The 24,952-nt window shown below is 57.1% G+C and carries 22 protein-coding genes, 2 tRNA genes and 1 pseudogene; 15 read left to right on the plus strand and 10 right to left on the minus strand.

Annotated features, from left to right (window positions below; translation table 11 throughout):
- Positions 1-59: 59 nt before the first annotated feature.
- The 6 genes from ACWKXT_RS09920 to ACWKXT_RS09945 are packed head-to-tail and all read left to right on the plus strand — an operon-like array spanning position 60 to position 6,631.
- Positions 60-1,259 carry a multidrug effflux MFS transporter gene (locus tag ACWKXT_RS09920; protein ID WP_454532488.1) on the plus strand — a complete coding sequence of 400 codons (1,200 nt, stop codon included), beginning with the start codon at positions 60-62 and terminating at the stop codon, positions 1,257-1,259.
- Complete coding sequence (locus ACWKXT_RS09925) at positions 1,252-2,193, plus strand: 3-hydroxy-3-methylglutaryl-CoA lyase (RefSeq protein ID WP_454527908.1); 942 nt, start codon at positions 1,252-1,254, stop codon at positions 2,191-2,193. The genes ACWKXT_RS09920 and ACWKXT_RS09925 overlap by 8 nt, the downstream gene beginning before the upstream one ends.
- Positions 2,190-2,906 carry a hypothetical protein gene (locus tag ACWKXT_RS09930; protein ID WP_454532343.1) on the plus strand — a complete coding sequence of 239 codons (717 nt, stop codon included), beginning with the start codon at positions 2,190-2,192 and terminating at the stop codon, positions 2,904-2,906. The genes ACWKXT_RS09925 and ACWKXT_RS09930 overlap by 4 nt, the downstream gene beginning before the upstream one ends.
- A complete protein-coding gene (locus ACWKXT_RS09935; protein WP_454532344.1) occupies positions 2,903-5,065 on the plus strand; it encodes an isocitrate/isopropylmalate family dehydrogenase in 2,163 nt (720 codons plus the stop codon). The genes ACWKXT_RS09930 and ACWKXT_RS09935 overlap by 4 nt, the downstream gene beginning before the upstream one ends.
- Complete coding sequence (locus ACWKXT_RS09940) at positions 5,058-5,741, plus strand: RraA family protein (RefSeq protein ID WP_454532345.1); 684 nt, start codon at positions 5,058-5,060, stop codon at positions 5,739-5,741. Before ACWKXT_RS09935 ends, ACWKXT_RS09940 begins: the two co-directional genes overlap by 8 nt.
- Positions 5,738-6,631, plus strand: a complete 894-nt coding sequence (locus tag ACWKXT_RS09945; RefSeq protein ID WP_454527904.1) for a DUF6282 family protein — start codon at positions 5,738-5,740, stop codon at positions 6,629-6,631. The genes ACWKXT_RS09940 and ACWKXT_RS09945 overlap by 4 nt, the downstream gene beginning before the upstream one ends.
- On the opposite strand, the gene ACWKXT_RS09950 is transcribed toward ACWKXT_RS09945, so the two are convergent.
- On the minus strand, positions 6,597-7,490 hold the full coding sequence (locus ACWKXT_RS09950) for a LysR family transcriptional regulator (protein WP_454527903.1): 894 nt from the start codon (positions 7,488-7,490) through the stop codon (positions 6,597-6,599). The genes ACWKXT_RS09945 and ACWKXT_RS09950 overlap by 35 nt on opposite strands.
- A gap of 164 nt (positions 7,491-7,654) precedes the next feature.
- Here ACWKXT_RS09950 and ldtA point away from each other — a divergent pair, with 164 nt between their 5' ends.
- Entirely contained in the window at positions 7,655-8,551 is an 897-nt protein-coding gene (gene ldtA / locus ACWKXT_RS09955) for a L,D-transpeptidase (protein ID WP_454527902.1), read from the plus strand.
- A gap of 122 nt (positions 8,552-8,673) precedes the next feature.
- Here ldtA and ACWKXT_RS09960 read toward each other — a convergent pair.
- A tRNA-Asn gene (locus tag ACWKXT_RS09960) sits at positions 8,674-8,749 on the minus strand.
- Between the two features lie 320 nt (positions 8,750-9,069).
- Between ACWKXT_RS09960 and nac the strand changes: the two genes are divergently transcribed.
- The 6 genes and pseudogenes from nac (at position 9,070) to ACWKXT_RS09990 (ending at position 13,192) form a co-directional block, all read left to right on the plus strand.
- On the plus strand, positions 9,070-9,987 hold the full coding sequence (gene nac, locus ACWKXT_RS09965) for a nitrogen assimilation transcriptional regulator NAC (protein WP_454527901.1): 918 nt from the start codon (positions 9,070-9,072) through the stop codon (positions 9,985-9,987).
- 96 nt (positions 9,988-10,083) lie between these two features.
- A complete protein-coding gene (gene cbl / locus ACWKXT_RS09970) occupies positions 10,084-11,034 on the plus strand; it encodes an HTH-type transcriptional regulator Cbl (RefSeq protein WP_454532346.1) in 951 nt (316 codons plus the stop codon).
- A gap of 210 nt (positions 11,035-11,244) precedes the next feature.
- Positions 11,245-11,343 (plus strand): annotated as a pseudogene (locus tag ACWKXT_RS09975) (RidA family protein); the annotation flags it as partial.
- A gap of 22 nt (positions 11,344-11,365) precedes the next feature.
- On the plus strand, positions 11,366-12,325 hold the full coding sequence (locus tag ACWKXT_RS09980; protein ID WP_454532347.1) for a quinone oxidoreductase family protein: 960 nt from the start codon (positions 11,366-11,368) through the stop codon (positions 12,323-12,325).
- Between the two features lie 276 nt (positions 12,326-12,601).
- Positions 12,602-12,859, plus strand: coding sequence for an AbrB/MazE/SpoVT family DNA-binding domain-containing protein (locus ACWKXT_RS09985; protein WP_454527898.1), 258 nt, complete (start codon positions 12,602-12,604; stop codon positions 12,857-12,859).
- Entirely contained in the window at positions 12,860-13,192 is a 333-nt protein-coding gene (locus tag ACWKXT_RS09990; RefSeq protein WP_454527897.1) for a type II toxin-antitoxin system PemK/MazF family toxin, read from the plus strand.
- 54 nt (positions 13,193-13,246) lie between these two features.
- On the opposite strand, the gene ACWKXT_RS09995 is transcribed toward ACWKXT_RS09990, so the two are convergent.
- The 6 genes from ACWKXT_RS09995 to ACWKXT_RS10020 form a co-directional block, all read right to left on the minus strand.
- Positions 13,247-13,322, minus strand: a tRNA-Asn gene (locus ACWKXT_RS09995).
- A gap of 164 nt (positions 13,323-13,486) precedes the next feature.
- A complete protein-coding gene (locus ACWKXT_RS10000; RefSeq protein WP_454527896.1) occupies positions 13,487-15,676 on the minus strand; it encodes a TonB-dependent siderophore receptor in 2,190 nt (729 codons plus the stop codon).
- Between the two features lie 26 nt (positions 15,677-15,702).
- Positions 15,703-17,028, minus strand: coding sequence for a lysine N(6)-hydroxylase/L-ornithine N(5)-oxygenase family protein (locus ACWKXT_RS10005; RefSeq protein WP_454532348.1), 1,326 nt, complete (start codon positions 17,026-17,028; stop codon positions 15,703-15,705).
- The gene (gene iucC / locus ACWKXT_RS10010) at positions 17,025-18,767 is read right to left on the minus strand and encodes an aerobactin synthase IucC (protein ID WP_454532349.1); all 1,743 of its coding nucleotides are present in this window, start codon (positions 18,765-18,767) and stop codon (positions 17,025-17,027) included. Before iucC ends, ACWKXT_RS10005 begins: the two co-directional genes overlap by 4 nt.
- Positions 18,764-19,711 (minus strand): GNAT family N-acetyltransferase, encoded by a 948-nt coding sequence (locus tag ACWKXT_RS10015; protein WP_454532350.1) that lies wholly within the window; start codon positions 19,709-19,711, stop codon positions 18,764-18,766. The genes iucC and ACWKXT_RS10015 overlap by 4 nt, the downstream gene beginning before the upstream one ends.
- Entirely contained in the window at positions 19,711-21,453 is a 1,743-nt protein-coding gene (locus ACWKXT_RS10020; protein WP_454532351.1) for an IucA/IucC family protein, read from the minus strand. Before ACWKXT_RS10020 ends, ACWKXT_RS10015 begins: the two co-directional genes overlap by 1 nt.
- Positions 21,454-21,591: 138 nt before the next feature.
- Here ACWKXT_RS10020 and ACWKXT_RS10025 point away from each other — a divergent pair, with 138 nt between their 5' ends.
- Entirely contained in the window at positions 21,592-22,803 is a 1,212-nt protein-coding gene (locus ACWKXT_RS10025; RefSeq protein ID WP_454532352.1) for an MFS transporter, read from the plus strand.
- On the opposite strand, the gene mtfA is transcribed toward ACWKXT_RS10025, so the two are convergent.
- Positions 22,800-23,597 (minus strand): DgsA anti-repressor MtfA, encoded by a 798-nt coding sequence (gene mtfA / locus ACWKXT_RS10030; protein ID WP_454532353.1) that lies wholly within the window; start codon positions 23,595-23,597, stop codon positions 22,800-22,802. The two genes, ACWKXT_RS10025 and mtfA, sit on opposite strands and share 4 nt — an antisense overlap.
- Before the next feature lie 287 nt (positions 23,598-23,884).
- On the opposite strand from mtfA, the gene ACWKXT_RS10035 reads away from it, so the two are divergent.
- Positions 23,885-24,292, plus strand: a complete 408-nt coding sequence (locus ACWKXT_RS10035; protein WP_454532354.1) for a DUF1090 domain-containing protein — start codon at positions 23,885-23,887, stop codon at positions 24,290-24,292.
- A gap of 51 nt (positions 24,293-24,343) precedes the next feature.
- Here the strand turns inward: ACWKXT_RS10035 and ACWKXT_RS10040 are convergent, their stop codons facing one another.
- Positions 24,344-24,886, minus strand: a complete 543-nt coding sequence (locus ACWKXT_RS10040) for a chorismate mutase (protein WP_454527888.1) — start codon at positions 24,884-24,886, stop codon at positions 24,344-24,346.
- Positions 24,887-24,952: the final 66 nt, after the last annotated feature.

Below are 24,952 nucleotides of genomic sequence, written 5' to 3' on the forward strand. Positions count from 1 at the left end.
TCGATAAATTCGTATTACCCCAATTTCTGGTTTATACGAATATGAATAAAACGCTATCTATGCCCCTCGTGGTATTAATTGCATGCCTGTCCGTGGGCGGATTAATATCCACCGATATCTTTTTGCCTGCGCTGAGTGAAATGCAATTATTTTATAAGGTCACGGAGGCGCAAATACAGGATGCTATCGCCCTGTTTTTATTTGGTGTTGCGTTTTCACAGCTGGTGTATGGGCCGTTAAGCGACAGTCTGGGGAGAAAGAAAACGCTTATTGCGGGGCTATTAATCTGGCTGGTTTCGACGGTCGGGGTTATTTACTCTACCCATATTAATGAGTTGCTTATTTTACGCTTATTACAGGGCATCGGCTCCTGCGCCGGTATCACCGTCAGCCGGGCGATTATTAATGACATGTTGGATAAGAAGTCTTCGGCCCAGCTTTATCTTGTCATATTTCCCTTTGTCGGGATGTCACCGGCTATTGCGCCCATGATCGGCGGCGTGTTAACCCAACATTTCGGCTGGAAATCCTGTTTTATCTTTTTAACCTTGTTTATTGTCATGACGCTGGGACTGTGTCTCACCGCGCTGCGCGAAACGTTACCGCCTGAAAAAAGGCAAAAGCTGAGCGTGATGGCGGCCATGGTTAATACCCTTGTGGTGTTAAGAAACAGGCAGTTTTTGTTTTATGCCGCCATTCCCTGTTTTGCTTACGCGGCCTATTTTTCCTATATCGTCGAGTCGCCCTTTTTGCTGGGCAAGCTCGGGCTTTCACCGCTGTATATCGGTTACACCTATATTTTGCTCTCCGTAAGCTACGTGGCGGGGAATCTTATCGCTAAAAAAAGATCTCGCCAGGTGGGTATTGAAGAGACCATTCGCCTTGGGTATCGCATTTTTGTCATCGGCGGCATCGTCTTTGCGCTTCAGATGTACTTAAGCCCGGCGCCTTTGTTCACGAGCATTATCTCTATCGGCATTCTGACCTTTGGCAATGGCTTCCTGCTGCCGTTGGGCACGGCGTCTGCCATCGCGGCGCACCCGCAGGCGTCAGGAACCGCTTCGGGAGTGATGGGAGCATTACAGCTTGGCAGCGCAGCGCTCGCAACTTTCCTGATTGGAAAACTCTCAGCTCATGCGCCCGTCATGACCGCGCTGATTATTGCCTGCGTCTGCGTTGTAGGTTTCCTGGTATATGTTTTTGGTCAATATGGTTTTATGGAATTTGTCTCCAGTAAAGAGAGTAATATCAATGATTAATAATATCGATGTCACATTAAGGGACGGCGGGTATCAAAACAATTTCAGCTTCCCCGTAGACTACGCAATTAAGCATGTGCGCGCACTGGTGGGCAGTGGCGTTGAATGGGTAGAAATAGGTTACCGAAACGGCTCGTTTAAACCCATTGCGGATATTGGTTTAACCGGAATGTCTCCTGATAATTATATTCAGGCGATTCATGATGCCGTTCCCGAAGCGAAATTAGTGGTCATTGCCCATCCTCATAATATTACCCGGCAGGATATTATTAGCCTGCGAAAAAGCGGCGTTGCGCTGCTGCGGATCTGTATCAAAACCGATAATCCCCAACCCGCGCTGGAAATGTGTGAGGTGGCGAAAGAAAACGGCCTGCGCGTGAGTATGAACTTTACGCGAGCCAGCCAAATTAACGCGAAGACGCTTGTTGACGTGGCCTTGCAGTGTGAGAAAGCCGGGGCCGATATTATTTGCATTGCGGACTCTAACGGCAGCTTGCGCCCTGAGCAGACGGCGCGTCTGGTCAACCTGCTTAAATGCACCACGCCGCTTGAGGTGGGATTCCACGCGCACGATAACCTGGGGCTGGCGATGGCCAACTCCATTGAAGCCGTAAAGGCCGGCGCGACCTTTATTGATAGCTCCCTGACCGGCATGGGAAAAGGGGCGGGAAATCTGGCGATGGAAACCTGGCTGTCGCTGTGTAATTTCAACGAAGGCAAAGAGCGTTATCACACGGAGTGGATATTTAATCAGGTACATCAGCTGGTCTCGAAGGAATTCTACAACGCCTCTTACCGCAGCGTCGTGGATATGATCCTTGGGGTGAAAAATCTCAGCGTCGAAAACCGGAAAATGGTTGAAGAGACGCTGACGACAGAAAGCCAGAGAACCTTCAGCGCGACGGATAACGTGATCACGGGAACGGCAGCATGAAATTACAGGATGCGGTGATACTGGCGCCGGTAATGCCTGCCTGGGACGGCGGGGCATTTTGCGCTCCGCTGGTGACCTTGCTTGAAGAGAAGGGATTTTCCGTCACGATCGTTGATACGTTGAGCCTGATTACGCACGACGACCCACAGAGCGCAATTGACGCGGTTTGCCAGAAGCTAAATGCCCAGGTCAAACGCCCCTGGCTGCTGGTGGGGTTTGCGATGGCGGGCACGCTGGTGCAGCTGCTGGCGCACCGTTTACGCGGCGTAGCGGGCGTCATGAGCGTGAGTGCCCCCGGTTTTGCCGATGAGAAATTAACGCAGCGACTGGTTCGTCTTATCGCACTGCTGGAAAAAGGCGAACTCGATTCGGCCATGGAGAATCTGCATCACTATGTCCTGCCGGAAGGTCAGCCTGCGCCGCAGGAGACATTTTCCCTTCCAGAAGCAGAGAAAATGGAGGCGATAAAGCGAATGCTCACCGGCTTCTCGCTGCTGTTAAAAATGGACGCCCGCGCGGATATTGCCGCTTATGACGGCAACTATCTGGCGATTGTGGGTGAAAAATCCCAGCTGGCCTCATGGGAAAACCAGACCCACAGCCCCCGAACCCAGCACTATTACAAACGTATTCCCGGCGCAGGGATGCGCCCGTGGAATGACAATCCCGCTGCGGTGAATGCGCTGCTCAACGAATGGATCGATACCTTATGAAAAAAAATGTTCTGGTTTTACCGGGAGACGGTATTGGTCAGGAAGTCTGCGACGCCGCGTTGCCCGTCATCGATGCGCTGGATCTCCCCATCAACCTGACCTTTGGGGAAATAGGCTGGTCCTGCTGGGAACGCGAGGGCAATCCTGTGCCGGCCCGTACCTGGGAACAGATTGCGGAGGCGGACGCGGTGCTGCTGGGGGCCATCACCAGCAAGGGGAAAGTGCAGGCTCAGCAGGCGTTGCCCGTCGCACTCCGGGAGAAAGGCATTGAATACGTTTCACCGGTGATCCAGCTCCGTCAGCGGCTTGGGCTCTTTGCCAACATCCGCCCGGTGAAATATGTGACGGGCGATCGACGTCCTTTCCGCTGCTGTGTGATCCGGGAAAACACCGAGGGGCTGTACGCCGGAATGGATTTTAAAGGTGTCGGTGCGAACGTTGCCAGCTGGCTTAAACACCCGAACCTCGAAAAATATGGCCCGGAAGAGGCGGCATGGTCAGTGCGTTTGCAAACGCGCTACGGACTGGAGCGCCTGTTTCAGACGGCCTTTGACTATGCCCGCCAGCACCACTTTTCACGCGTCACGTTTGCCGATAAACCCAACGTCATGCGCGAAAGCGGTCATTTTGCGGCAACAATTTTTCATGAAGTGGCCGCGCGCTTTCCAGACATTCGGGCGGATATTCACAACGTGGATGCGATCGCCCTCTGGCTGGTGCGTAAGCCTCACGAGTTTGGCGTGATTGTCGCAGAAAATATGTTTGGCGATATCTTGTCGGATCTGGCCGCCGGTGTGATGGGCGGGCTTGGCCTGGCCCCCAGCGCCAACATTGGCAGCGAGGTGGCCTATTTTGAACCCGTCCACGGCAGCGCGCCGGGGATGGCCGGGCAGGGAAAAGCCAATCCGTGTGCGATGTTCTACACGATTGCGCTCATGCTGGCGTACCTGGGCTTTGAGGCGCAGGCGGAAAAACTGCAGCAGACTGTCGATCGCGTTGTTCGTGACGGGAAGGTGGCCACCTACGATTTAGGCGGCCAGGCGACAACGGAGGAGATGGCAAAGGCGATTATCGACGCCCTGGTTCAGCCAGCCATCGCTAAAACGGCCAGCGTGATCGCGATTGGTGACGAGCTCCTGTCCGGGCAATGCCTTAATACGAACCAGCAGGCTATCAGCCAATGCCTTGAAAAGGCACATTATCAGGTCAGATTTCAGGTGACCTGTGCAGACAACATCCCGCAGATAAGCTCGGTGGTGACGGGGCGTATCGGGCAGGACGATCTCATTGTGGTGTGCGGCGGTCTTGGTCCAACCTCTGACGATAAAACCCGTGAGGCGATTGCTCTGATTCTGAATAAACCGCTGGTAGACGACGAAGAAACGTGGAAAACCATTGAGCGCCGTCTCGTGACGTTCGGAGTGAAGAACGATCCTTCAAACCGTCTTCAGGCACGCTTCCCCGAAGGCGCTTCCATTCTGGATAACGCTTCCGGTACCGCTCCTGGGTTCAGCGCATGCGTGGCGGGCAGCCAGCTGGTGGTTCTGCCGGGGCCGCCCTCCCAGGCGCTGCCGATGCTGGAAGAGACGCTGGCAAACAGCGTTGAAGCCGGGCCTGAAAGGAAAAAGCACAGCTGGACCCTGCTCGGCATCAGCGAGAGCGAGGTCGGTTCTATCGTCAGCGCGCTGGTCACCTCCACGGACTGGGACAGCCATTTCTTATGGAAAAGCCCTTACGTCATTGTTCAGATTGAGACGCCTGAACATCGGCCCCTGCCGCTTTCGGTGAGGCAAAGTCTGGACCGGGCGTTGTGTCCTTATCTTGTGAGTAAACGGAATAAAACGGCGGGAGAAATACTGCGGGGCGCATGCAGTATCCGCTGGCATACGTCGGATGCAGACCTCCCGGCGTATTTGCCCGCCGCAGCCCTCTCCCGAAAGGGAGAGCCGACGGTCAGGATGGATGTGACGGTCAGCCCTTCGCTTTCTGAGCTACTGAACAGCGAAGCTCATCTGGGGAAAATGACCCTCTCGGTTCGTCATCAGAATGGTCAGTCACATCAGATGACGTTTCCGATGAACAGAATACTGCTCGCGCAAACCCTGCCGGAATATGCCGCCTGGTGCGCCTTAAAAACCCTGACAACACAACATGGATAATTCGACAATGACGACTCACCCGACGCTTCAGTCGCGCCTGCTGGCGCTGGATACGGCAGCCATTTCGGATGCGCTGGACAGTTTATACATTGCGGGAGGCCTTGCGGGCATAAAGCTGCAGACCGGGGGCAGGAAGCTGGCAGGGCCTGCCTGGACCGTCAAATATGAAGCCTGCGTGGCGGAGAAAAATCAGTTTATGAATGCCGGAAACTATATCGATCAGGTTCCGGCAGGCGCAGTCATCGTTGTGGACAATGGCGGCCGTACGGACTGCACCAGCTGGGGCAATATTCTGACCACCAAAGCCGTGCTTAAAGGTATCGCCGGGTCCGTCATCTACGGCTCAGCCAGGGACATTGCAGACATTCGTCAGATGAATTACCCGCTGTACGCCAGCAATATCTATATGGTCTCCGGGAAGAACCGTGCGCGGGTCACCGCGGTACAGTGTGCGCTGCAAATTGAAGGGGTCACGATTTGCCCCGGCGACTGGATTTTCGGCGATGAGAATGGCGTCCTGGTGATCCCCGCTGAGCAGCTGGAGGAGGTGATACGTCGGGCAGAAAACGTTGAGAAGACGGAGCGTGAAATCATCAACGCTGTTCGTGAAGGCACCTCGCTCGACGTCGCCCGACAAACGCTGGGCTACCACGTTCCCTGGGAAGCAAAAGCATGACAAGCCCGTTTTTTGACTACTGGGCGTCCCGCTTGCGCTTTCTGGACGTGCACTATCACGCGCGCCCGGACAGCTATCAGCGGCGTTATTCTGCCATGGAGGCCGGAGAGCGTTACGCACAGCTTCAGGGGGGCGTGGTGCTTAAGAACCACCTGGGGAGTGTTAGCGCGCTGGCATCGGCAATGCAGGAGAGGGGACTGCCCGTCTTTGGCTCGGTCGTGCTGAATGCGGCCGCCGGGGGAATAAACCTGAACGTTGTCCGCCAGGCGCTGAGTCAGTACCAGTTTGACGGCGCGCCCAGGCTGCTCGTGCACTTGCCGACCGTGGTTCCAACGGCGCATAAAAGCGGGTTATCCCGGACGTTCAGTAACGAGTACGCCCGGCATTTCGCCGGGCAGCCGCTCTCGATTGCTGACGATGAGGGGGAATTACGTTCTGGCGTAAAAACGCTCATTCATTTTGCCCGGCATCATGACGTTGTGCTCTCCTCAGGACATGCCACGAAAGATCAAACGCTGCGTCTGATTGAGGCCGTTGAGCGCGTGGGCGGCTGCAGGCTGATGCTGAACCAGCCTGCGAATCCGATGACGGGATTTACCGCCCGGGAACTGCGCGCGCTCGGCGAACACGAGTGGCTCTTCGTTGAGCAGTGTGCCCTGACGGTCTATTTAGGCTATCAGCCCCTCGACGATCTCTATGAGGTGCTGACGGGAGTGCATAACCTGGTTTACAGCTCGGATCTGGGCCAGCCAGGCCAGCCCGACATCGACGAGTGGCTGGAGGACAGCCACCGCTGGTTCAGAGAGGCCGGACTGGATGCAGCGCGCATTGATGAGATCGCGCGTCTGAACCCGCTCAGGATGCTGGCGCCGGGGCCGTTGCCAGGTTAAGCGTGCGGAGGAAATCAATAAATGCCTGTTCCTTCGGTGAGGGGTGAGGATTGATATGCACCACATACATGGGAAGAGGGGCAGGCATAAAGGCGTCAAGGGCGGTGATGATGTCTCCTGATTCCATTCCCGCTCTTACGGTGAATTCCGGCAGGTAACAGATCCCCAGCCCATGATGCACCATATTGCACAGGTCGAGGCTGTTACTCACTCTGGAAACGTAATGAGGGCGGATCTCAACCAGTTCATCGTCGATGACAAACTTCCAGCTGCGTCGATGGTTATCGAAATGCAGGAGGCAGGTATGCTGGCGCAGCTCATCAGGATGTTGCGGAATGCCGTGCTGCTGCGCGTAGCTTCGCGAAAGACAGGTATATTTTCGCCAGTAGCCAATCAGGGTGTAATAAAGGTTACTGTCGGGGAGCGGCCCGCACTGAAGCGCCAGATCGAAGCCGTGGCTGAACAGTTCCATGCAGTGATTGCCGGTCACGATATCCAGCTTCAGATTTGGATAGCGTTCCAGGAAGGCGCTTAGGTGCGGAATAATGTGCTGGTTGCTGATTGAATGGGGTATACCCACCTTGAGATTACCGCCAATTTCGTTACTGAGGCTTTTGACATCCCTGAGGCAGGACTCATATTCATCAATAATGAGCAGGCAGCGCTGGTAAAATTGCTCACCGGCCGTCGTCAGAGAAATGCGACGCGAATTGCGTTTAATCAGTTGCGCATTCACCTCGCTTTCCAGCTTTTCAATTCTGCGGCTGATCATGGCCGGGGAGAGTTTCATGGCCATCGCGGCGGCGCGGAACCCCTGACACTCTACAACCATTCTGAAGGCTTTCATATTTTCCAGCATTGTGTCCTCCTGACCCGGTCTGGTATCGCTATTCTCGCATTATTTCATCAGCATATTGTGCTGGTTTTTATTGCAAACCATTATCGCAGCGTGACTATTCTGACAAATTTCGCAGCGGGCAGTTATAGTTAGCCTGTGACCATTCGGTTTATCGCAGGGAAACTATGATTCGCTTATTCTCGCTCGCGCTAATGCTTGCTGCCGTAACGCCCGGTGCGCTGGCCGTTACGTATCCACTTCCGCCTGAAGGCAGTCGTCTTGTCGGTGCCCCTGTTACGGTTGTGGTCCCTGAGGGAAATACCCGGCCACTGGAGTATTATGCCGCGCAGCACGGGCAGGGGCTGAGCAATCTGCTGGAAGCGAACCCGGGCGTGGATCCTTTTCTGCCAAAAGCCGGAACGATCTTAACCATCCCCCAACAGCTGATTTTGCCCGACACCGTCCGCGAGGGGATTGTCGTGAACGTGGCGGAAATGCGTCTCTACTATTATCCGCCGGGCAGCAATACCGTGGAAGTGTTGCCTATCGGCATCGGTCAAGCCGGTCGCGAAACCCCGCGTAACTGGGTGACGGCCGTTGAGCGCAAGCAGGAGGGGCCAACCTGGTCCCCGACGCCGAATACGCGGCGTGCCTATGCGGCAGAAGGGAAAACGCTTCCGGCATTCGTGCCCGCCGGGCCGGATAACCCGATGGGGTTGTATGCGATTTATATCGGCAGGCTGTATGCCATTCACGGCACAAACTCCAATTTCGGCATCGGGCTGCGGGTGAGCCAGGGCTGTATTCGTCTGCGTAACAACGACATCAAATATCTTTTCGATAACGTTCCCGTCGGCACCCGCGTGCAGCTTATCGATCGCCCCGTTAAAGTTACTACCGAGCCGGACGGTAGCCGCTGGGTGGAGGTTCACGAGCCGCTGTCGCGTAACCGCGCGGAGTTTGAATCGTCGAATAAGGTACCGCTGCCCGTATCGGGCGCGCAGCTGACGCAGCTGATAAACGAAGGCGCGGGGGCTGAACTGGAACGTCGGTCGGGGATGCCGGTTAAGATTGGTATGTGAGGGCACCAGCCCTCTCCCGTGGGAGAGGGAGCAAACACGAAAAACGGCAACCTGGTTGCCCTTTTGCGTTTACCTTGCGCAGAAAAGCAAAAAGCCTGCTTTAAAAGCAGGCTTTTCAAATTTGGCTCCTCTGACTGGACTCGAACCAGTGACATACGGATTAACAGTCCGCCGTTCTACCGACTGAACTACAGAGGAATCGTGTGAACGGGGCGCATATTATCGACCTGCGTTCGCCTTGTCAAAGGGTGGATCACCCCCTTTTGATCGTTTGCTGACAAAATCGGCAAAGTGATGTTTTTGACAGCGGAAATGCACCGTTATGGTGCGGATATACCTCTAATGGGGCAGATCGTAATCTGCTGTTTCAGTAATAAAACCACCCCTGTGATTAGGTTTCCTTATTTTCAGGCGCTTAGCGAACAAATCAGACCACCCGGTAAAAGTGGCATCCATATTGCAAAACCTGTTCAACAACGACAGCCGGTTCCGGCAAAGCATTTCGAACAGGGGGCAAAATGAACTTAAGACGACTGAAATACTTCGTAAAAATCGTCGATATCGGCAGCCTGACTCAAGCGGCAGAAGTGCTGCATATCGCGCAGCCCGCACTGAGCCAGCAGGTGGCTACTCTGGAAGGCGAGATGGATCAGCAATTACTGATCCGCACCAAACGCGGCGTTACGCCAACGGAAGCGGGTAAAATCCTCTATACCCATGCCCGCACTATTCTGCGCCAGTGCGAGCAGGCGCAGCTGGCGGTGAACAATGTGGGCCAGACCCTGAGCGGCCATGTTTCCATCGGCCTTGCGCCGGGAACGGCTGCGTCCTCTATCACCATGCCGCTGCTGCAGGCCGTGCGCGCCGAGCTGCCTGAAGTGCTGGTGTATCTGCACGAAAACAGCGGTTCTGTACTGAACGACAAACTGCTTAACGGCCAGCTGGACATGGCGGTCCTGTACGATCGCTCCCCGGTCGCCGGGATCACCAGCCAGCCGCTGCTGAAAGAAGATCTCTACCTTGTGGGCACCCGCGACTGTCCGGGCCAGAGCGTAGACCTCACCGCCGTGGCAGAGATGAACCTCTTCCTGCCGCGCGACTACAGCGCCGTGCGCGTGCGCGTGGATGAAGCATTCTCCCTGCGCCGCCTGACGGCCAAAATCATCGGTGAAATTGACTCGATCTCCACCCTGACCGCGGCCATCGCCAGCGGAATGGGTGTGACGGTTCTGCCGGAGTCCGCAGCGCGTTCGCTGTGCAGCGCGGCGAACGGCTGGATGGCGCGCATCACCACGCCTTCCATGAGCCTGCCGCTGTCGCTGAACATGTCCGCACGCGGCTCGCTGACGCCGCAGGCGCAGGCGGTAAAAGAGATTTTGATGTCGCTGGTCAGCAAGCCATCGCTTGAGAACCGTGAACTGCAGCTCGTGAGTTGATATTCCATAAAAGCATAAGATGCTGGTTTTTATTATTTGTTCTGCAGCACCGCTGACTCTAACAATAGCGTTATGTCAGATGCGCCGGAGTGAATCGTGAATTTCCAGCAACTTAAAATTATCCGTGAGGCGGCCAGGCGGGACTACAACCTGACCGAGGTCGCCAATATGCTTTATACCTCTCAGTCCGGGGTCAGCCGCCATATCCGCGAGCTGGAAGAGGAACTGGGCATCGAAATTTTTATCCGTCGCGGCAAGCGCCTGCTTGGCATGACGGAGCCCGGTAAAGCGTTGCTCACCATCGCTGAGCGGATCCTCAACGAGGCCAGCAACGTGCGTCGTCTGGCGGATCTCTTCACCAATGACGCCTCGGGCGTGCTCACCATCGCCACTACCCACACTCAGGCGCGCTACAGCCTGCCCCCGGTGATCAAGGCCTTCCGCGAAATTTTCCCCGACGTCCGTCTGGAGCTTATCCAGGGCACGCCTCAGGAAATCGAAGTGCTGCTGCAAAACGGCGGGGCAGATATCGGCATCGCCAGCGAGCGTCTGAGCAACGATCCGCTGCTGGTGGCCTTCCCGTGGTTCCGCTGGTACCACAGTTTATTACTCCCGGTCGATCATCCGCTGAATCAGGTCTCTCCCCTGACGCTGGAAGACATTGCGAAATGGCCGCTGATCACTTACCGCCAGGGCATTACCGGACGCTCGCGCATTGATGAAGCCTTCAACCGCAAAGGGCTCACGCCGGACGTGGTGCTGAGCGCGCAGGACTCCGATGTGATCAAAACTTACGTCGAGCTGGGTCTGGGTATAGGCCTGGTGGCGGAACAGTCCAGCGGGGAAAGCGAAGACGGGAACCTCGTGCGTCTTGATACCCGTCACCTGTTTGACGCCAATACCGTCTGGCTTGGGCTGAAGCGTGGACAGCTGCAGCGCAACTATGTCTGGCGCTTTATCGAGCTATGCAATGCCGGGCTGTCTGTGGACGAGATTAAACGTCAGGTAATGGAGCCGGAAGAAGTAGCGATTGATTACCAGATCTAGCTGCTGGCTTGCCCGTTAGCGCTGCGCTGGCCGGGCTTGTCGCTCAGTTGAAAGGATAGTTTTTAGAGAGGGAATAGCACGATGGGAAGAACCCTTGAGCAGCTTATAAAGAATGATGGACAACGTCGCTTGTTTATCCGCCCGATCTGGCACCTGTAAAGTGTCTTTGTGTTCACCGGACAGATTTCGCCCCATTACAAAGGTACAAACATGACAACACGCGAAGCCGTTTTCCCCTTCGGACGGCAGGCGCTCTATGATCGTAATCGGTACTCACCTGCCACCAAATCTAACGGCTTCCTACGGGTCTTGATATGACAGAGGAAAATTAATGAAAGCAGCGGTTTATGACGTGGAAGGCGCTCCCGACGTCCTGCAATACATTGATGTCCCGGATCCGGTCGCAGGGCCTGATGACGTCCTGATTTCTGTCGAGGCAATCTCGATTGAAGGGGGAGATCTGATCAACCGGCGCTCAACGCCGCCGCCTCTTCCTTCGTGGATCGTCGGCTACGCGGCCGCGGGCACAGTGGTTGCCGCCGGTTCGAAAGTCCGTAGCCGAAAGGTTGGGGACAAAGTGACTGCGTTTAGCATGCAGGGATCGCATGCGGAACGTTGGGCGGTGCCCGCGGAACGCACCTGGCTTATTCCGGATGGAGTGGATGCAACAGATGCTGCGGTGGTACCGATCTCTTTTGGAACCGCGCATCATTGCCTATTCACACGAGGCATGCTTCGGCACGGAGAAACCGTCCTGATTCAGGCAGCAGCAGGTGGCGTGGGGCTCGCGGCCGTTCAGCTTGCCTCACAAGCTGGCGCGACGGTTATCGCTGTGGCAAGCGGAACGCAGCGAAGAAGTCGGTTGCTTGAATTGGGTGCCGATTATGTCGTGGATCGTGTAGAGGACAACATCGTTGACAGTGTCCGAGAGTACACCCGTGGCGCCGGTGTTGACCTCGTCATCGATCCGGTAGGGACGACGTTGCCTGTTTCGCTTTCTGCACTCGCTCCGCAAGGACGTCTCGTCTTCGTCGGTAATGCGGGCGGTGGCAGTCTGACTGTCGACTTGTGGCCGCCAATGCAGTCTAACCAGACACTCATGGGGGTATTCATGGGGCCACTTTTTGAAAGGCCCGGCGTTCGGACAAGCGTGGACGACATGTTGCAGGCTGTGGCAGAAGGGCGCATCAGGGTTGTCATTGACCGCATCTTCCCCCTGGCTAACGCCGCTGCGGCCCATGAATACGCTGAGACAGCGAAACCGCTTGGCCGCATCGTTATGAAGCCGTGAGAGAGGGGGACCTCAACCTGGCCCCCACACAGCGCCGATCCGGAAGCCGCCTCGCATTTCGTCTATCCGATCCGCCATAATCCTTTGAACCGCAAAAACAGTTTTCTATTATCTACCTTCTTAGTGACGCACTTCGTTCCCACCTGCACTGCCCTCCGATGGATAACGGCTTTCTGCACACTTCATTACGAAAAGGAAATCACCATGAATCTGATGAATAATTGCGCACCTCCCGTCCTGAATGTTATATTAAAATATAATATTCGGAGGTGCGCTATGTATAAAACTCGCCTGAAAAAGGTTGGCGGATCCATCATGCTGGCGGTTCCTCCCGCCGTGCTGAAAACGCTGGAGCTGTCGACGGACAGCGAAGTCGGCATGACCATTAATAATGGCTGCCTGATTATTGAACCCCAGAAACGGCCACATTATTCGCTTGAGGAGCTGCTGGCGCAGTGCGATCCGCACGCTGAAGTGAGCGAAGGGGAACGGGAATGGATTGATGCGCCTGCGGTAGGCAAGGAGATCCTGTAAATGGACAGAGGGGAAATCTGGCTTGTTTCACTGGATCCGATTGCTGGCCACGAGCAAAGTGGAAAACGTCCTGTACTCATTGTATCGAAGGCATCGTTTAACAAGCTGACCCGGCTACCGGTAGTGGTTCCCGTCACCAGCGGCGGAAACTTTGCTCGCACTGCAGGTTTCACTGTTTCACTGGAAGGGGCGGGGACAAAAACAACGGGCGTTATTCGCTGCGACCAGCCCAGAACCATTGATATGGTTGCCCGGAACGGCATGCGGCTGGAACACATACCTGACGCCGTTGTAAATGAGGTGCTTGCCAGGCTGGATGCGATTCTGAATTAACATCAGAGACGCAGAAAAACAAAAAGCCTGCTTTTGAAGCAGGCTTTTTAAATTTGGCTCCTCTGACTGGACTCGAACCAGTGACATACGGATTAACAGTCCGCCGTTCTACCGACTGAACTACAGAGGAATCGTGTGAACGAGGCGCATAGTAGCGACCTCGGTACGCCTTGTCAAAGGGTGAAACCGCGCTTTTTGTTCGTTTGCCGACAATTTCAGCAAATCGCTGATTTTATAGCAAATTCGCATTGAAATTACACAGCAAAATGCGCCGCCCGCAGGCGGCGCGCAGCATCAGAACAGCACGGAGTAGTTCAGACCAAACGTACGTCCACGGCCTTTATACGTATAAAGACCCGGTGCACCGTAGGTTGGGCTATACAGTCCCGGCGCGCGCTGGCCCCAGGCGGTGGTGTAGTCTTTGTCCAGCAGGTTCTCCACGCTGAAGCTGACTTTCCCCACCGGCAGAGCGTAGCTGCCCAGGAAGTCGACGGTGTTATAACCATCGATCTTCTTGCCATCAGAGTCGGACACGTCAAAGGTCTGCGTGCTCTGCACGCGCAGGGTCCAGTCGCCCGGCGCCCAGTTTACCCATGCGCTGGCTTTTGACGGGCTGGCGCTGTCGACCGTCAGCTTTTCCCACTTCCCGTTTTCGCGGGTTTCAGACTTGATGGCGTTAAAGTTCGCGCCGGTGCTCCAGTCGCTGTCGGTGAAGAAATAGTCCACCTGGCCTTCAATCCCGTAGATACGACGCTTGTCGTCTTCCAGGTTGATGGTCATATCCGTCTTGTTAATGGTGATGGTTTTATCCGAGAGCGAGTAATACGCCGCGACCTGCGTGCGCAGGTTGTCACCGGTGTAGCGCCAGCCCAGCTCGTAAGCATTGACTTTAATGCCGTCCAGCGTTGAGTCGTTGACGTTCACGCTGTTCAGCAGGCGATAGTGGCCGTTGCTGAGCTGGTAGGTGCCGGAGCCGTAGTACTTCGCCAGATCAGGGATTTCAAAGCCCTGGGAGAAGTTAAACCACAGCTGCTGCTGTTCGGTCAGACGACCGAGGATCCCGGCGTTAAACAGGAAGTTGTTGTAATCGGTTTTCCCGCCCGGCACCGCGTCGGCGGAAGTGGCTTTCCCGGTGGCGATGGCCTGCTGCTGGGCGTAACCGACAAAATCATCCACCTTGTTTTCGGTGTACTGATAACGCACGCCGCCGCTCAGGGTGATGGCGTCAATGTCGTAGCTCGCCTGCAGGAACGGGGCGAGGTTGGTGATGCTGTAGCCCGGGTAACGACCCACGTTGTAGGCGTTGTCCAGCTCCATACCGCCGCTTGCCGCTGCCTTGCTCAGGTCGAAGAACTGCTGGTTAGCATCGAAGGTTTCGTGGTCGGCATCGACACCCCAGGTCAGCGTCAAATCGTCCACCGGCTTGCTGTTCAGCGTCAGTTTGCCGCCGTAGAAATCGGTTTTCTGCTGTGACGCGCCGATGCTGCTCACCACGCCTTTGGTCAGCGTCGGGAACGGGTAGTAGGTCAGGCTCTCGTCACGGTAGTAAATCTGCGCGACCAGATCCTGGCCCCAGAAATCGGTATTGGAGTACTGCAGGTTAATCAGATGGCGCTCGGTGCCCGGTATGCGGTCAGAGTCGAGATTATCTTTATTGTACGCGGTGGCATCGCCCGTTACCGCCGAGAAGTTCTTCCCGAGATACAACCCATGCTTGCCGTCGGACTCGCTCTTGTAGTACTGCGTAGTCAGCTGCAGCTGCTGGTGATCGTCAATGTTGAGGGTGCCTGTTCCCATCACATCAATACGGTCGGAATACTGTAAGCCTGTCTGGGTGTTATCAATGATCACCTCGTCGCCGTTGCCGTCATACCAGCCGCCGTAGCGCTGATACGACACTGACAGACGGCCGGAGGCATTGTCGTTGCCGCCGCTGACCGCTGCCGACACGTTCTCATCATGATCGTTATGGCTGTTAAAGCCGCTTTTTGCCCCGGTCTGGAACTCAACTTCGGTCTCCGGCTGGCCTTTTTTGGTGACGATGTTCACCAGGCCGCCGGTGCTGCCGCCGCCGTAGAGCGAGGTGGCGCCGGAGATCACTTCGATGCGGTCAATGTTGAACGGATCGATCGAGTCGAGCTGGCGGCTGTCGCTGCGGGACGAGTTAAGACGCACGCCGTCCACCATCACCATCATGGAGCGGCCGCGCAGGTTCATGCCGTAGTTGGTACGCCCCTGGCTGCTGACGTCCATGCCCGGGATCAGCTGCGCCAGCACGTCTTTAATCTCTTTTCCGCCCTGAACCTGCTGCTCGATCTCAGAGCGCTCAATGACCCAGGTGGTCTGCGCCATCTCGGCCACGCTGCGATGCGCACGGCTGGCGGAGACCACGATATTTTCTTCCTTTTGTTCTTCCGCCCACGCAGAGGTAGAAAGCATTGCAAGCAAGCAAGGATTTAAAACCCAAAGATGAGAACGTTTCATTGTTATGTTGATCCTGATTGTGTGTGTCAGTACTCAGTGGTTTTTGCTAATGATTTAAAAACCTGGCTGCTCTCCGGGCTGGTGGTGCTCCGCCAGTGGATAACGCCAGGGGTGGTGGCCAGTTCAAACGGCTCGTCGGCATGTGCGCGATTCAGAATTCGCGCCGCGCGCCAGGCCATCAGGCTGAGCTGGGGTTCGGCAATGCCGAGACGGTGCATCCCGGCATTCACGGCGAACAGGCGGTTGCTCTGCGGGCCGTCCCATTCGAGGGTGAAATCGTTGTTGATGCAGAAGGCTTCGTCCGCATCCAGATGCAGGCGGTGAGACAGCGGCGCGAGGAACGCGGGCTGCACGGCGCGGTAGCCGGTAGCGAAAATCACCACGTCGCTCTCCAGCTGTTCGCGCCCGCCGTCCAGGTGATGCTGAATGCTCAGGCGCTGCCCAGTTTCCTGGCGCGTCAGCGCCGTCACCGAGCGGGAGGGCATCAGGTGCGCCCAGGGTTTTTCACGCAGCACTTCAAAGCGGTGGTACATGGCGCGGTAAATCGCCAGCAGGGACTCGGTGGTGATACCGTCGGAGGTCATCTTCTGCTCGTGCAGCATCTGACGACGTGCTTCTTCGCCAAGCGTGGAGAAGCTGTCCACGTACTCCGGCGTGAAATACTCGTTCGCAAATGCGGCTTCATCCAGCGCGTTGTAGTTGTTGCGACGCGATACCCAGTTCAGGCTCAGCGGCTGGCCCCATTCGCCACGGAAGATATTTAAAAACAGATCGGCACCGCTCTGGCCACCGCCGACTACGGTGACGCGCTTGCCCGCGAGATCCGGCGTGCGCAGCATCATCTCGCTGGCGTGGAAGCAGGTATCGTCCTGCACGGTGACGCAGTCAGGCAGATTGATCTGCTTGCCAATCCCCACGCAGACATGGCGCGCCAGGAAGCGATCGCGCTGGGTCACCACCTCAAACAGGCCGCTTTTTTCATCAAAGCTCACCTGCTGCACCTGCTGGCTGAAGGCGAGGTTGGTGAGGTTGTCCGCCGCCCAGCACAGGTAGTCCGCAAACTCTTCGCGGGAAACCGTGCGCTGCTCGGTGGTCAGGAAGCGGTAGAACTTTTTGCGCTGCACCAGGTAGTTCAGAAAGCTGTGGCGGTTGGTCGGCTCCACGGCGCTGACCAGATCCTTCAGGAAGCTGGTCTGCATGTGGCAGTCCGGCACCATCATGCCCGGATGCCACGAGAAGTGCGGTTTACGCTCAAGGAACAGCGAGCTAAAGTCGTCCAGCCCTTCCGCCAGAGCGGCGATGCTGAGGTTAAACGGGCCAATACCAATGCCGATGAAATCATAGGTTTTCATTGCGCGGACTCCCGGGAGGCCAGAAAAAGTGGGTTATCAAGATCGGTAACGTAGTTCGGCAACATGCGGCTGCCGCCGTCGTGTTCGGAGAAGGTCAGTTTGACCGGGTTGAGGATCACGCGAATAATCTGCGGCTTAAACAGATCGAATTTGGCAAAGCGCTCCGCAAGCTCAGGGTGCGCGGCCATATAACCCCGTAAAACCTGCGCCAGAATCTGGTAGAAGCGCGTTTCGCTCACGCCGCTTTGCAGGGTCAGGCGCGAAACAAAGCGCAGCACCGTCACAAAGTTGCCGGTCTGCAGGTCGTGAATGATGTAATCCGCGCTCAGGCGCGCCGTCACCGCTTTTACCTGCTCCGGCAGGCTTTGCGCCTGCGGGAAATCCTCATCCACCAGGCGCATATCGCCCTGGAAATCCTTCAGCAGAATGCGCTGCGGGACATAATCCTTCATCACCAGCGTGACGTTCTGGCCGTGGGCGATAAGCGCCACGCCATAGCGGCAGAGCAGGTGGTAGAACGGGATCACCGTTGCCTCGAACAGCTTTTCCAGCCACGCTTCGGCGGTTAACCCCGAGCGTTTGATCCACGCGTCGATCAGCGGACGCCCTGCGTTATCGGTTTCCATCAGCGCCGCCATCAGCACCGCCTGCTCGTCGTCCTGCAGGTAACAGGACGGGTTCTCGCGCCAGATCACCCCCAGCATCTCCTGATAGCGGTAGGGCGCTTTCGGCAATGCGGCATACCCCGGATGCGACAGATACCCGGCGGCGGGTTCGCCCAATACCTGCGCGCCGGAGCGGACCAGCGTGGCATCAGCGGCGAACTGCTGCTGCAGCCAGCGCGAGGCCAGAGGACCGGCGGCGATATACTTGCCCGGAATACCGCGATAGCAGGAGGTGTTGTAGATGGTCAGCGGCAGCTTGATGTCATACGGCGCGCGACGGCTGGCGTTGGTGAGCGTGCGCAGGGACTGCTGCGCCAGATACTCGTCGCCAAACTCGCCCAGCTCAACCATCTCACCGCGCGCCAGCTGCGCCAGGAAATGAATGGCGATCTTCTGCTGCCACTGCCACGGGTGCAGCGGCACCGGCAGCCAGCTGTCGTTCAGATCCAGCGCCTGCCAGCGGGCGTTAAACCGGGCGCGCTCGGCATCGTCCATGGTGCTGGACAGCAGAGTGTGAATGTCACAATCGGCGTCGCTGCTCCAGACCAGATGCTCGCGCTGAACGGCGACCCAGTGCAGACGAAAACGTCCGCGATACTCCGGCGCGTACTGGCGCAGCGCGTCCAGCCCCCAGCCGCGGCGTCCTTTGTTGAAAATAAACTTCGGGTGACCGCGCATCAGACACTGTAGTTCGTCCGGGTCGAGGTGGATCAGCGCGTCTGCGTCCAGCCCTTCACGCGCCTGCAGCAGCTGCATGTCTCCGCGAAGCGTGGCGTAGAGATCTTCCATGTGCTCTGCCGTTTGCGCGTCGCTCATCTCCAGCACGGTTGCCAGCTGCAGCAGCGCGCGTTCCGCTTCCACGGCGGCGCCGCTGGCGGTGGTCAGCGTGTCCGGGTCGATATGCAGCCAGCCCCAGATCCCGCGCGTGGCGCGAAACTGCCAGGATTCGTTCCCCATGGTGATGCGCCAGGTATCTGACGACAGCGGCTCAGCGCGCAGGGTGCGTTCGTATTCCAGCTCGGCGAGGATCTTCGCCACCATCTCGCGGTTCACTTTCTGCCAGAGCGCGTTCACAGTTCCACCTCGCTGAAGAAGCGGTGACGCTCGCTCATGATGAGGCGCGAGCGCTTGTGCGGGAAGTCGAACTCTTTCATCGTGTTAAAACCAGCAGACGACAGATGGCGGAACAGGCGCTGGTTGTCGAAGCGCGGCTCGGCGACAATGCGCGTGGTGCGCGGCTCGTCGAGATACAGATAATGGCTCAGGCCGCGCAGCCAGCTGCGGATGTACTGCGCGCCGCGCCAGTTCTCTTCACCCACCAGCATGTGCAGCCCACGGTCAAACGGCTGCCAGCGGTAGTGACGGCCAATGCGGTCTTCTGCCGCCCAGTAGAGTTCAAAATAGCCGAACGGCTGGTCGTCGAAGCAGCCGATAACCGGGTAGCAGTAGGTCGAGTCAAGCTGGCGACGCAGGTAGTTCTCCTGCTCAGCCTGCGGGCCCGCCATCTCCCAGAAGGCGTTCACGCGCGGGTTATTCATCCATTGAGTGAGACGCTCGCCGTCCAGCGCCACGTCGGCCACGCGGAAGCTCAGCGTGCGCTTAATTTGCGGATCGTAACGGCGATACACCTCGCCCTGCGGGCGGCGAGGGCGCAGCGGGAAATACAGCTGACGGCTTTCATCAAACTGCATCCCGCCGCTGGCCTGAGGCCGTTCGCCTTTCAGCCACAGCGGCAGCTGCCAGAAGGTTTCACGCGGCAGATAATCCCCGTGGGCCTGGCGAAACAGCGCCTGCGCCTGGGGTTCATCCTGCCAGGCCGCCCACGGCAGGGTAATGCCGGTCAGCGCGGGAGCGGCAATAAACAGCTGATCGAGGGCGTCCATCAGCCAGCCGTCCGGGATCCCGGTCAGGCGCTCAAGGACCGCGCTGCCGTCAAGACCCAGCGTCAGCGGCAGGTTGTGCTCCGTGGCCGTGCAGCGAAAGCCGTAGCCGGAATGGACGATATTCGCGTTCGCCATCACGCCTTCTCCTTGTAAAACGGGTTGTTAAAGTCGAAATAGATCACCGCCGGGTCGACGATGGTGTTTTCGTTGCGATCGTGCAGGTAGCAGAAGAAGTTGCCTTTGCAGTTCCACGTCGGGCTGTCGAGCACGTAGTCGAGGCAGCGGGTCTGCTTCGCCGTCGTGCGCAGTTCGGCCAGCGCGTCACGCACGCGCGCCATCAGGCTCTCTTCGCTGTCGAAACCGGCGGCGGCGAGGGCGGCGGTCACGGCAAGGGTGGAGTTCAGCAGCAGGTAATAAGGGAAGTAGCGCAGCAGCTGGCTTTCACCGAAGCGGTTTTCCACTTCGGTTTCGCCCGCCTCTTTCAGCCACGCGTCGGCCCCTTCGGTCCAGGCGCTGCCCTGGCAGTCGCGGTAGATCAGCCCGACGGGGAAATCCTGCTGCATTTCAACAAGGATATTCTGCTGGTGCGCCAGCAGGACCAGACCGTAGTCCGCCTCGGCGCTGAACAGCGGAAGCAACACGCGGTCGCAGTAGGCGTCCAGCCAGCAGCGGGCGGCCTGGGCGAGGGGTAAATCCAGACGCTGGCTCAGACGACGCACCGCTGCGGCCAGCAGGCTGTCGCCGCCGTCCGGCGCGGCCTGGGTCAGGCTCACCAGCACGTTGGTTTGCGTTTCAGGGGTATCGAACAGCAGGTTAACGCGCAGGGCCATCAGGCTCTCTTCCTGAACGACGCCGCTTTCATCACGCAGTCCCGCCCAGCCGTCTTCCTGCATCACGCGCATGGTCGGGTAGCGCGCCTGTAAATCTTGCCAGCGTTCCGTTTTCGCCAGCCGCGCCAGGCGCATACCGCGCTTAACTTCTTTCACCGACAGCGTGCGCACGGAGTTGGTCAGGCGCACGCTGAGGGAGAACTTAATCATGTCGTTGTTGGTTTCGCTGTACAGCGAGCGAGACGAGCTGGTGGGCAGCCACTGTGCACCCGCTTCGCCCAGATCCTGTAATGAACCGTTTGCCGCCAGACGCTGGCACCAGTCCTGCTCCAGCAGATAGTCGGCCTGCCAGGGATGCATCGGCAGCAGCCAGCGGGTGTCGGTGAAGTGGCCGAGCAGCTCCGGTGCGCTCTGTGCGGCGAAGCGCAGCAGACGCTCGCGCAGGGAGACGTTCAGGCTGTCACCGGCAACCAGCGTGCTCTCAACGGCAAACCAGCGCAGCGGGAAGCGGGAGGCGAAATCCGGCAGATAGCGACGCGCCTCGGTTTCGTTGAACGGCTCGTGGGATTTTGGTGCAGGGTGAAACGCGTGGCCGACCAGCAGCGCCTGTTCCGCGTCGGCAAACGTCAGCGGCTTATCGCGCAGCGTGGCCCAGTTGTGGCGCAGATCGATTGCCTGCCAGGTGTGCGCGTGGCTTTCGAGCGCGCGCTGTTTAAACCGCGCCAGCGTATCGGCATCCAGTGAGCCTTTCACTGACGGTTTTTCAAGTATTAAATCAATAAGTTGAGTGAAAGTGACGGCGTCACCGTTGTCGCTATCGCTCTGAATAAGCGTTGCCGGGAAACGGTACTGATGGTGCTGGGTTGGGGAGAAATAGCGTACCGGAACCCGAAGGGCCTGGGAGGAAGAGAGTGGAATATGAATGTGCGCTAACTCATCCGCTGCGGCTGCAGGGAGATAGCGCCAGTCCTTCGTTTCGCGTAACAGGGCGTTTAAAAAACACTGGGCTGCAACGTCTGTACCGACAGAGCGGGGCAGAGCACGCATAGATGTACCTCATTCCATGACTGATAATAATTCTCGTTATGATATTCATTCTGTTTACAGTGGCAACTATTTTTGCAATATTTGTTTTCATTAACTTCATAATTTCCACACATTTATTGACACTATGTTCACATTCTCATGCGCGCTTATTCTGAAACATTGACGGAAAACATTACCCCTAAAGCAAACTGGCCCCTGGCGCTCTGCGCGGGTTTATTGGGCGTCGGGCAAAATGGCCTGCTGGTGATGCTTCCGCAGCTGGTGACCCTGACCGGGCTGTCACTCTCGGTCTGGGCCGGGCTGCTGATGTTCGGCTCCATGCTTTTTTTGCCCGCGTCACCCTGGTGGGGACGCCAGAGCGAGCGACTAGGATGTAAGGTCGTGATGGTGGCCTCGCTCAGCGGCTATCTCGCCAGCTTTGGCGTCATGGCGCTGGTGGTCTGGGCAATGGCCGCCGGGATGCTGGCGAGTTCCTTGGGGCTGGCGGGGCTGATCTTCTCGCGGCTGCTGTATGGTCTGACGGTATCGGGCATGGTGCCTGCCGCGCAGACGTGGGCCATTCAGCGCGCGGGGCTGGAGAAACGCATGGCGGCGCTGGCAACAATCAGTTCCGGCCTCAGCTGTGGCCGTCTGCTGGGCCCGCCGCTGGCGGCGCTGATGCTCAGCGTTAATCCTGTGGCACCGCTCTGGCTGATGGCGATTGCGCCTTTTATTGCTCTGCTGCTGGTGCTGCGTGAAGTAGCGGACCCACCTCTGCCGCCGGTGGCGCATCAGTCCACCCGTTTACAGGTCTCGATGCTGCCGTTTCTGCTGCTGGCGCTGCTGCTGGCGGCGCTGGTGAGCCTGATGCAGCTTGGCCTGTCACCGCACCTCAGCCCCCTGCTGGAGGGCAACGCCCGGGATATCAGCCACCATGTGGCGCTGTTGCTGAGCCTGGCCGCGCTGGCAACGCTCGCGGCGCAGTTTCTCGTCGTCCGTCCGCAGCATTTCAGCCCGCTGACGTTGCTTTGCATCGCGGCGGTACTGATGGTGACAGGGCTTGGCTTAATGTGTGTTGCCGAACTGGCGCTGTTCTACGTGGGGATTGCTATCACTTCACTCGGCGCGGCAATGGCAACGCCGGGCTATCAGCTGCTGCTGAACGATCGCCTGACGACGGGGAAAGGGGCGGGGGCTATCGCGACCAGCCACACGCTGGGCTACGGCGTCAGCGCACTGCTGGTGCCCGCTGTGACGCGTTTTTTTGGCGAGCAGTATTTAACGATGGCCGCCTGGGGAATGGCAGTACTATTTTTAGCGCTAAGCGTCGGGGTACGGTTTATTGCGCGTACCCCTGCTGAAAAGCATTAATGCACGTGGCGGGATGCAGGGCCACCGACGCCCTCATTTTGCCGCAGGCGCTGGAGTGGATCCTGCTGATAAAACTGGCAGAAACGCTGCCACAGCGCAGGGAAGCGGGGGGCGAAAAGCTCGGGTGCGCTGAAGAAGTACTCTGACAGCACCGCAAAGCACTCGGCAGGGTCGGTTGCCGCATAGGCATCAATGCTGGCGGCGCTTTCGCCCACCAGATCGATCTCATCCTGGATATTATCCATTGCCGCATGCAGGTCATGCTCCCATCCTGCCACTTCACGAAGCGGGATCAGCGGCACGCCGCTGGCGCGATCGCCGTTGCGGGTATCAAGCTTATGCGCCACCTCGTGAATAATCAGGTTAAAGCCTGAGGCGTCGAACGAATCCTGGATGTCGAGCCAGTTGAGGATAATCGGCCCCTGCTGCCAGCTTTGCCCGGACTGCACCACCCGCTGGTTGTGCACCAGACCAATATCGTCCTCCCACTCGTCATCGACAATGAACGGCGCGGGGTAGATCAACACTTCGTGGAAACCGTCCAGCCATTCAATGCCGAGCTCCAGCACCGGCAGGCAGAAAAGCAGGGCGATGCGGGCGTTTTTCAGCGGATCCAGTTCGAACCCCTGCAGCGGCACCAGGCGTTTTTGCTGCAAAAAACGATCCGCCAGCTGAACCAGTTTTGATTGCTCATCCGGCTTAAGATTCGCCAGAACAGGGATCGCCAGCGCGTCATCCCACGGCAGCGCCATATCCCGGCCAGTCTCATTCGTTTTCCAGGGCCACTTAATCATCGCTTTGCTCGCAAACTCGTCACTTGAACAAAAATGGGAAGGTGATGTGCTGTTAACATGCCAAAGAACCCGGCATAAAGGCAACAATAAAACGGAACAGGGGGAATGTTTCCCGCAGGTACAAAACCCCTCTCCCGGTCGCTATTCAAACACTTATTCCGTTTTCTTTCAGTGACAAAACTCCCATAGGCACGATCGCGTGACGTGCAGCCTCGCTCTTTTGGCATTATCAGAGAAAAATATTTCAGAAAATGCTCTATCCGCCGAAGTAACTCTAATGCAGTTGAGTGAAATACGTGGAGAATCAAAAGATGAATAAGCAAACATTTCTTGCAGCAGTGGTCACCCTGAGTATTCCTTTTTCAGCCCTGGCGGAGGAGGCATTAACGGGATGTGCGGCGAAACGGCAAAACATCGAGCAGCAAATTCGCCAGGCCGAAACGCACGAAAACAGTTATCGCGTTGAGGGCCTAAAAAAAGCTTACGCAGAAGTTGTCGCAACCTGTACGGATGCTTCACTCAGAAAAGAGCGTGAGGCTGACGTGCGTAAAAAACAGCAAAAGGTGAGCGAGCGGGAACAGGAGCTACAGCAAGCAAACGCGTCCGGGCGTACGGATAAGATTGCCAAAAAACGCGCTAAGCTTGAAGAGGCCCGAGCCGAGCTGCTCGCAGCGGAAGCTGAATTAACGAAATAAACGGCTATCCGCTGGTAACATTATCAGTAATAAGGCTGCAGGCTAGCCTTATTACTGGCGTTTAATTCGAACAAGGTAGTCAATCAACACGGTTTTTTCCCATTCGGAGATCTGCTTGCCGTCAAGCTGCTGGCGCAGCACTTCGGTTTGCTCGTTGCTAAAGCCGCCCCCTGCCAGCAGCTGCTGACTAATAAGGTCGAGAATGCGGTGGTCAAGCTTGAGGATTTTTTCTCTTACCGTCTGCAAGGATTCTGGCTGCCAGTGACTCTCAGGTTGTATGCGCCAGCGATCCAGGTAACGATATTGAATCGCCTTGCTGACCATCATCTGAGTATGAATAAAACCTTCAATGCTGAGCGGATCTAACCTGGCCTCGTCGGCAAAATGCTGGGTTTGCTTGAGCACTTTTTCTTCCCGGGGCAGATCTTCCACCGGCAGGCCGTTCGCCAGTTTGTATCCCGCCACATCTTTCATCACCTCAAAGCGCTGGTTGATGGCATCGGCGAGATCGGGAATGCTGGTCGCGGTGACGGAGGCAGCCAGTGAAGAGCCGCACATGAAAAATGAGGTGAACACAATAGCGAGATAACGCATGACTCTTCTCCTTAATGAATGAGTATTCTGTGCAACAGATGTTGCATTCTTTACGTTTTATATCTG

The sequence above is a fragment of the Enterobacter sp. UPMP701 genome (genome assembly GCF_053709515.1).

Coding starts and splice junctions, on each gene's coding strand:
- ACWKXT_RS09920 (WP_454532488.1), top strand. CDS start 60: ATGCCCCTCGTGGTATTAATTGCATGCCTGTCCGTGGGCGGATTAATA.
- ACWKXT_RS09925 (WP_454527908.1), top strand. CDS start 1,252: ATGATTAATAATATCGATGTCACATTAAGGGACGGCGGGTATCAAAAC.
- ACWKXT_RS09930 (WP_454532343.1), top strand. CDS start 2,190: ATGAAATTACAGGATGCGGTGATACTGGCGCCGGTAATGCCTGCCTGG.
- ACWKXT_RS09935 (WP_454532344.1), top strand. CDS start 2,903: ATGAAAAAAAATGTTCTGGTTTTACCGGGAGACGGTATTGGTCAGGAA.
- ACWKXT_RS09940 (WP_454532345.1), top strand. CDS start 5,058: ATGGATAATTCGACAATGACGACTCACCCGACGCTTCAGTCGCGCCTG.
- ACWKXT_RS09945 (WP_454527904.1), top strand. CDS start 5,738: ATGACAAGCCCGTTTTTTGACTACTGGGCGTCCCGCTTGCGCTTTCTG.
- ACWKXT_RS09950 (WP_454527903.1), bottom strand. CDS start 7,490: ATGCTGGAAAATATGAAAGCCTTCAGAATGGTTGTAGAGTGTCAGGGG.
- ldtA (WP_454527902.1), top strand. CDS start 7,655: ATGATTCGCTTATTCTCGCTCGCGCTAATGCTTGCTGCCGTAACGCCC.
- nac (WP_454527901.1), top strand. CDS start 9,070: ATGAACTTAAGACGACTGAAATACTTCGTAAAAATCGTCGATATCGGC.
- ACWKXT_RS09980 (WP_454532347.1), top strand. CDS start 11,366: ATGAAAGCAGCGGTTTATGACGTGGAAGGCGCTCCCGACGTCCTGCAA.
- ACWKXT_RS09985 (WP_454527898.1), top strand. CDS start 12,602: ATGTATAAAACTCGCCTGAAAAAGGTTGGCGGATCCATCATGCTGGCG.
- ACWKXT_RS09990 (WP_454527897.1), top strand. CDS start 12,860: ATGGACAGAGGGGAAATCTGGCTTGTTTCACTGGATCCGATTGCTGGC.
- ACWKXT_RS10000 (WP_454527896.1), bottom strand. CDS start 15,676: ATGAAACGTTCTCATCTTTGGGTTTTAAATCCTTGCTTGCTTGCAATG.
- ACWKXT_RS10005 (WP_454532348.1), bottom strand. CDS start 17,028: ATGAAAACCTATGATTTCATCGGCATTGGTATTGGCCCGTTTAACCTC.
- ACWKXT_RS10015 (WP_454532350.1), bottom strand. CDS start 19,711: ATGGCGAACGCGAATATCGTCCATTCCGGCTACGGCTTTCGCTGCACG.
- ACWKXT_RS10020 (WP_454532351.1), bottom strand. CDS start 21,453: ATGCGTGCTCTGCCCCGCTCTGTCGGTACAGACGTTGCAGCCCAGTGT.
- ACWKXT_RS10025 (WP_454532352.1), top strand. CDS start 21,592: ATGCGCGCTTATTCTGAAACATTGACGGAAAACATTACCCCTAAAGCA.
- mtfA (WP_454532353.1), bottom strand. CDS start 23,597: ATGATTAAGTGGCCCTGGAAAACGAATGAGACTGGCCGGGATATGGCG.
- ACWKXT_RS10040 (WP_454527888.1), bottom strand. CDS start 24,886: ATGCGTTATCTCGCTATTGTGTTCACCTCATTTTTCATGTGCGGCTCT.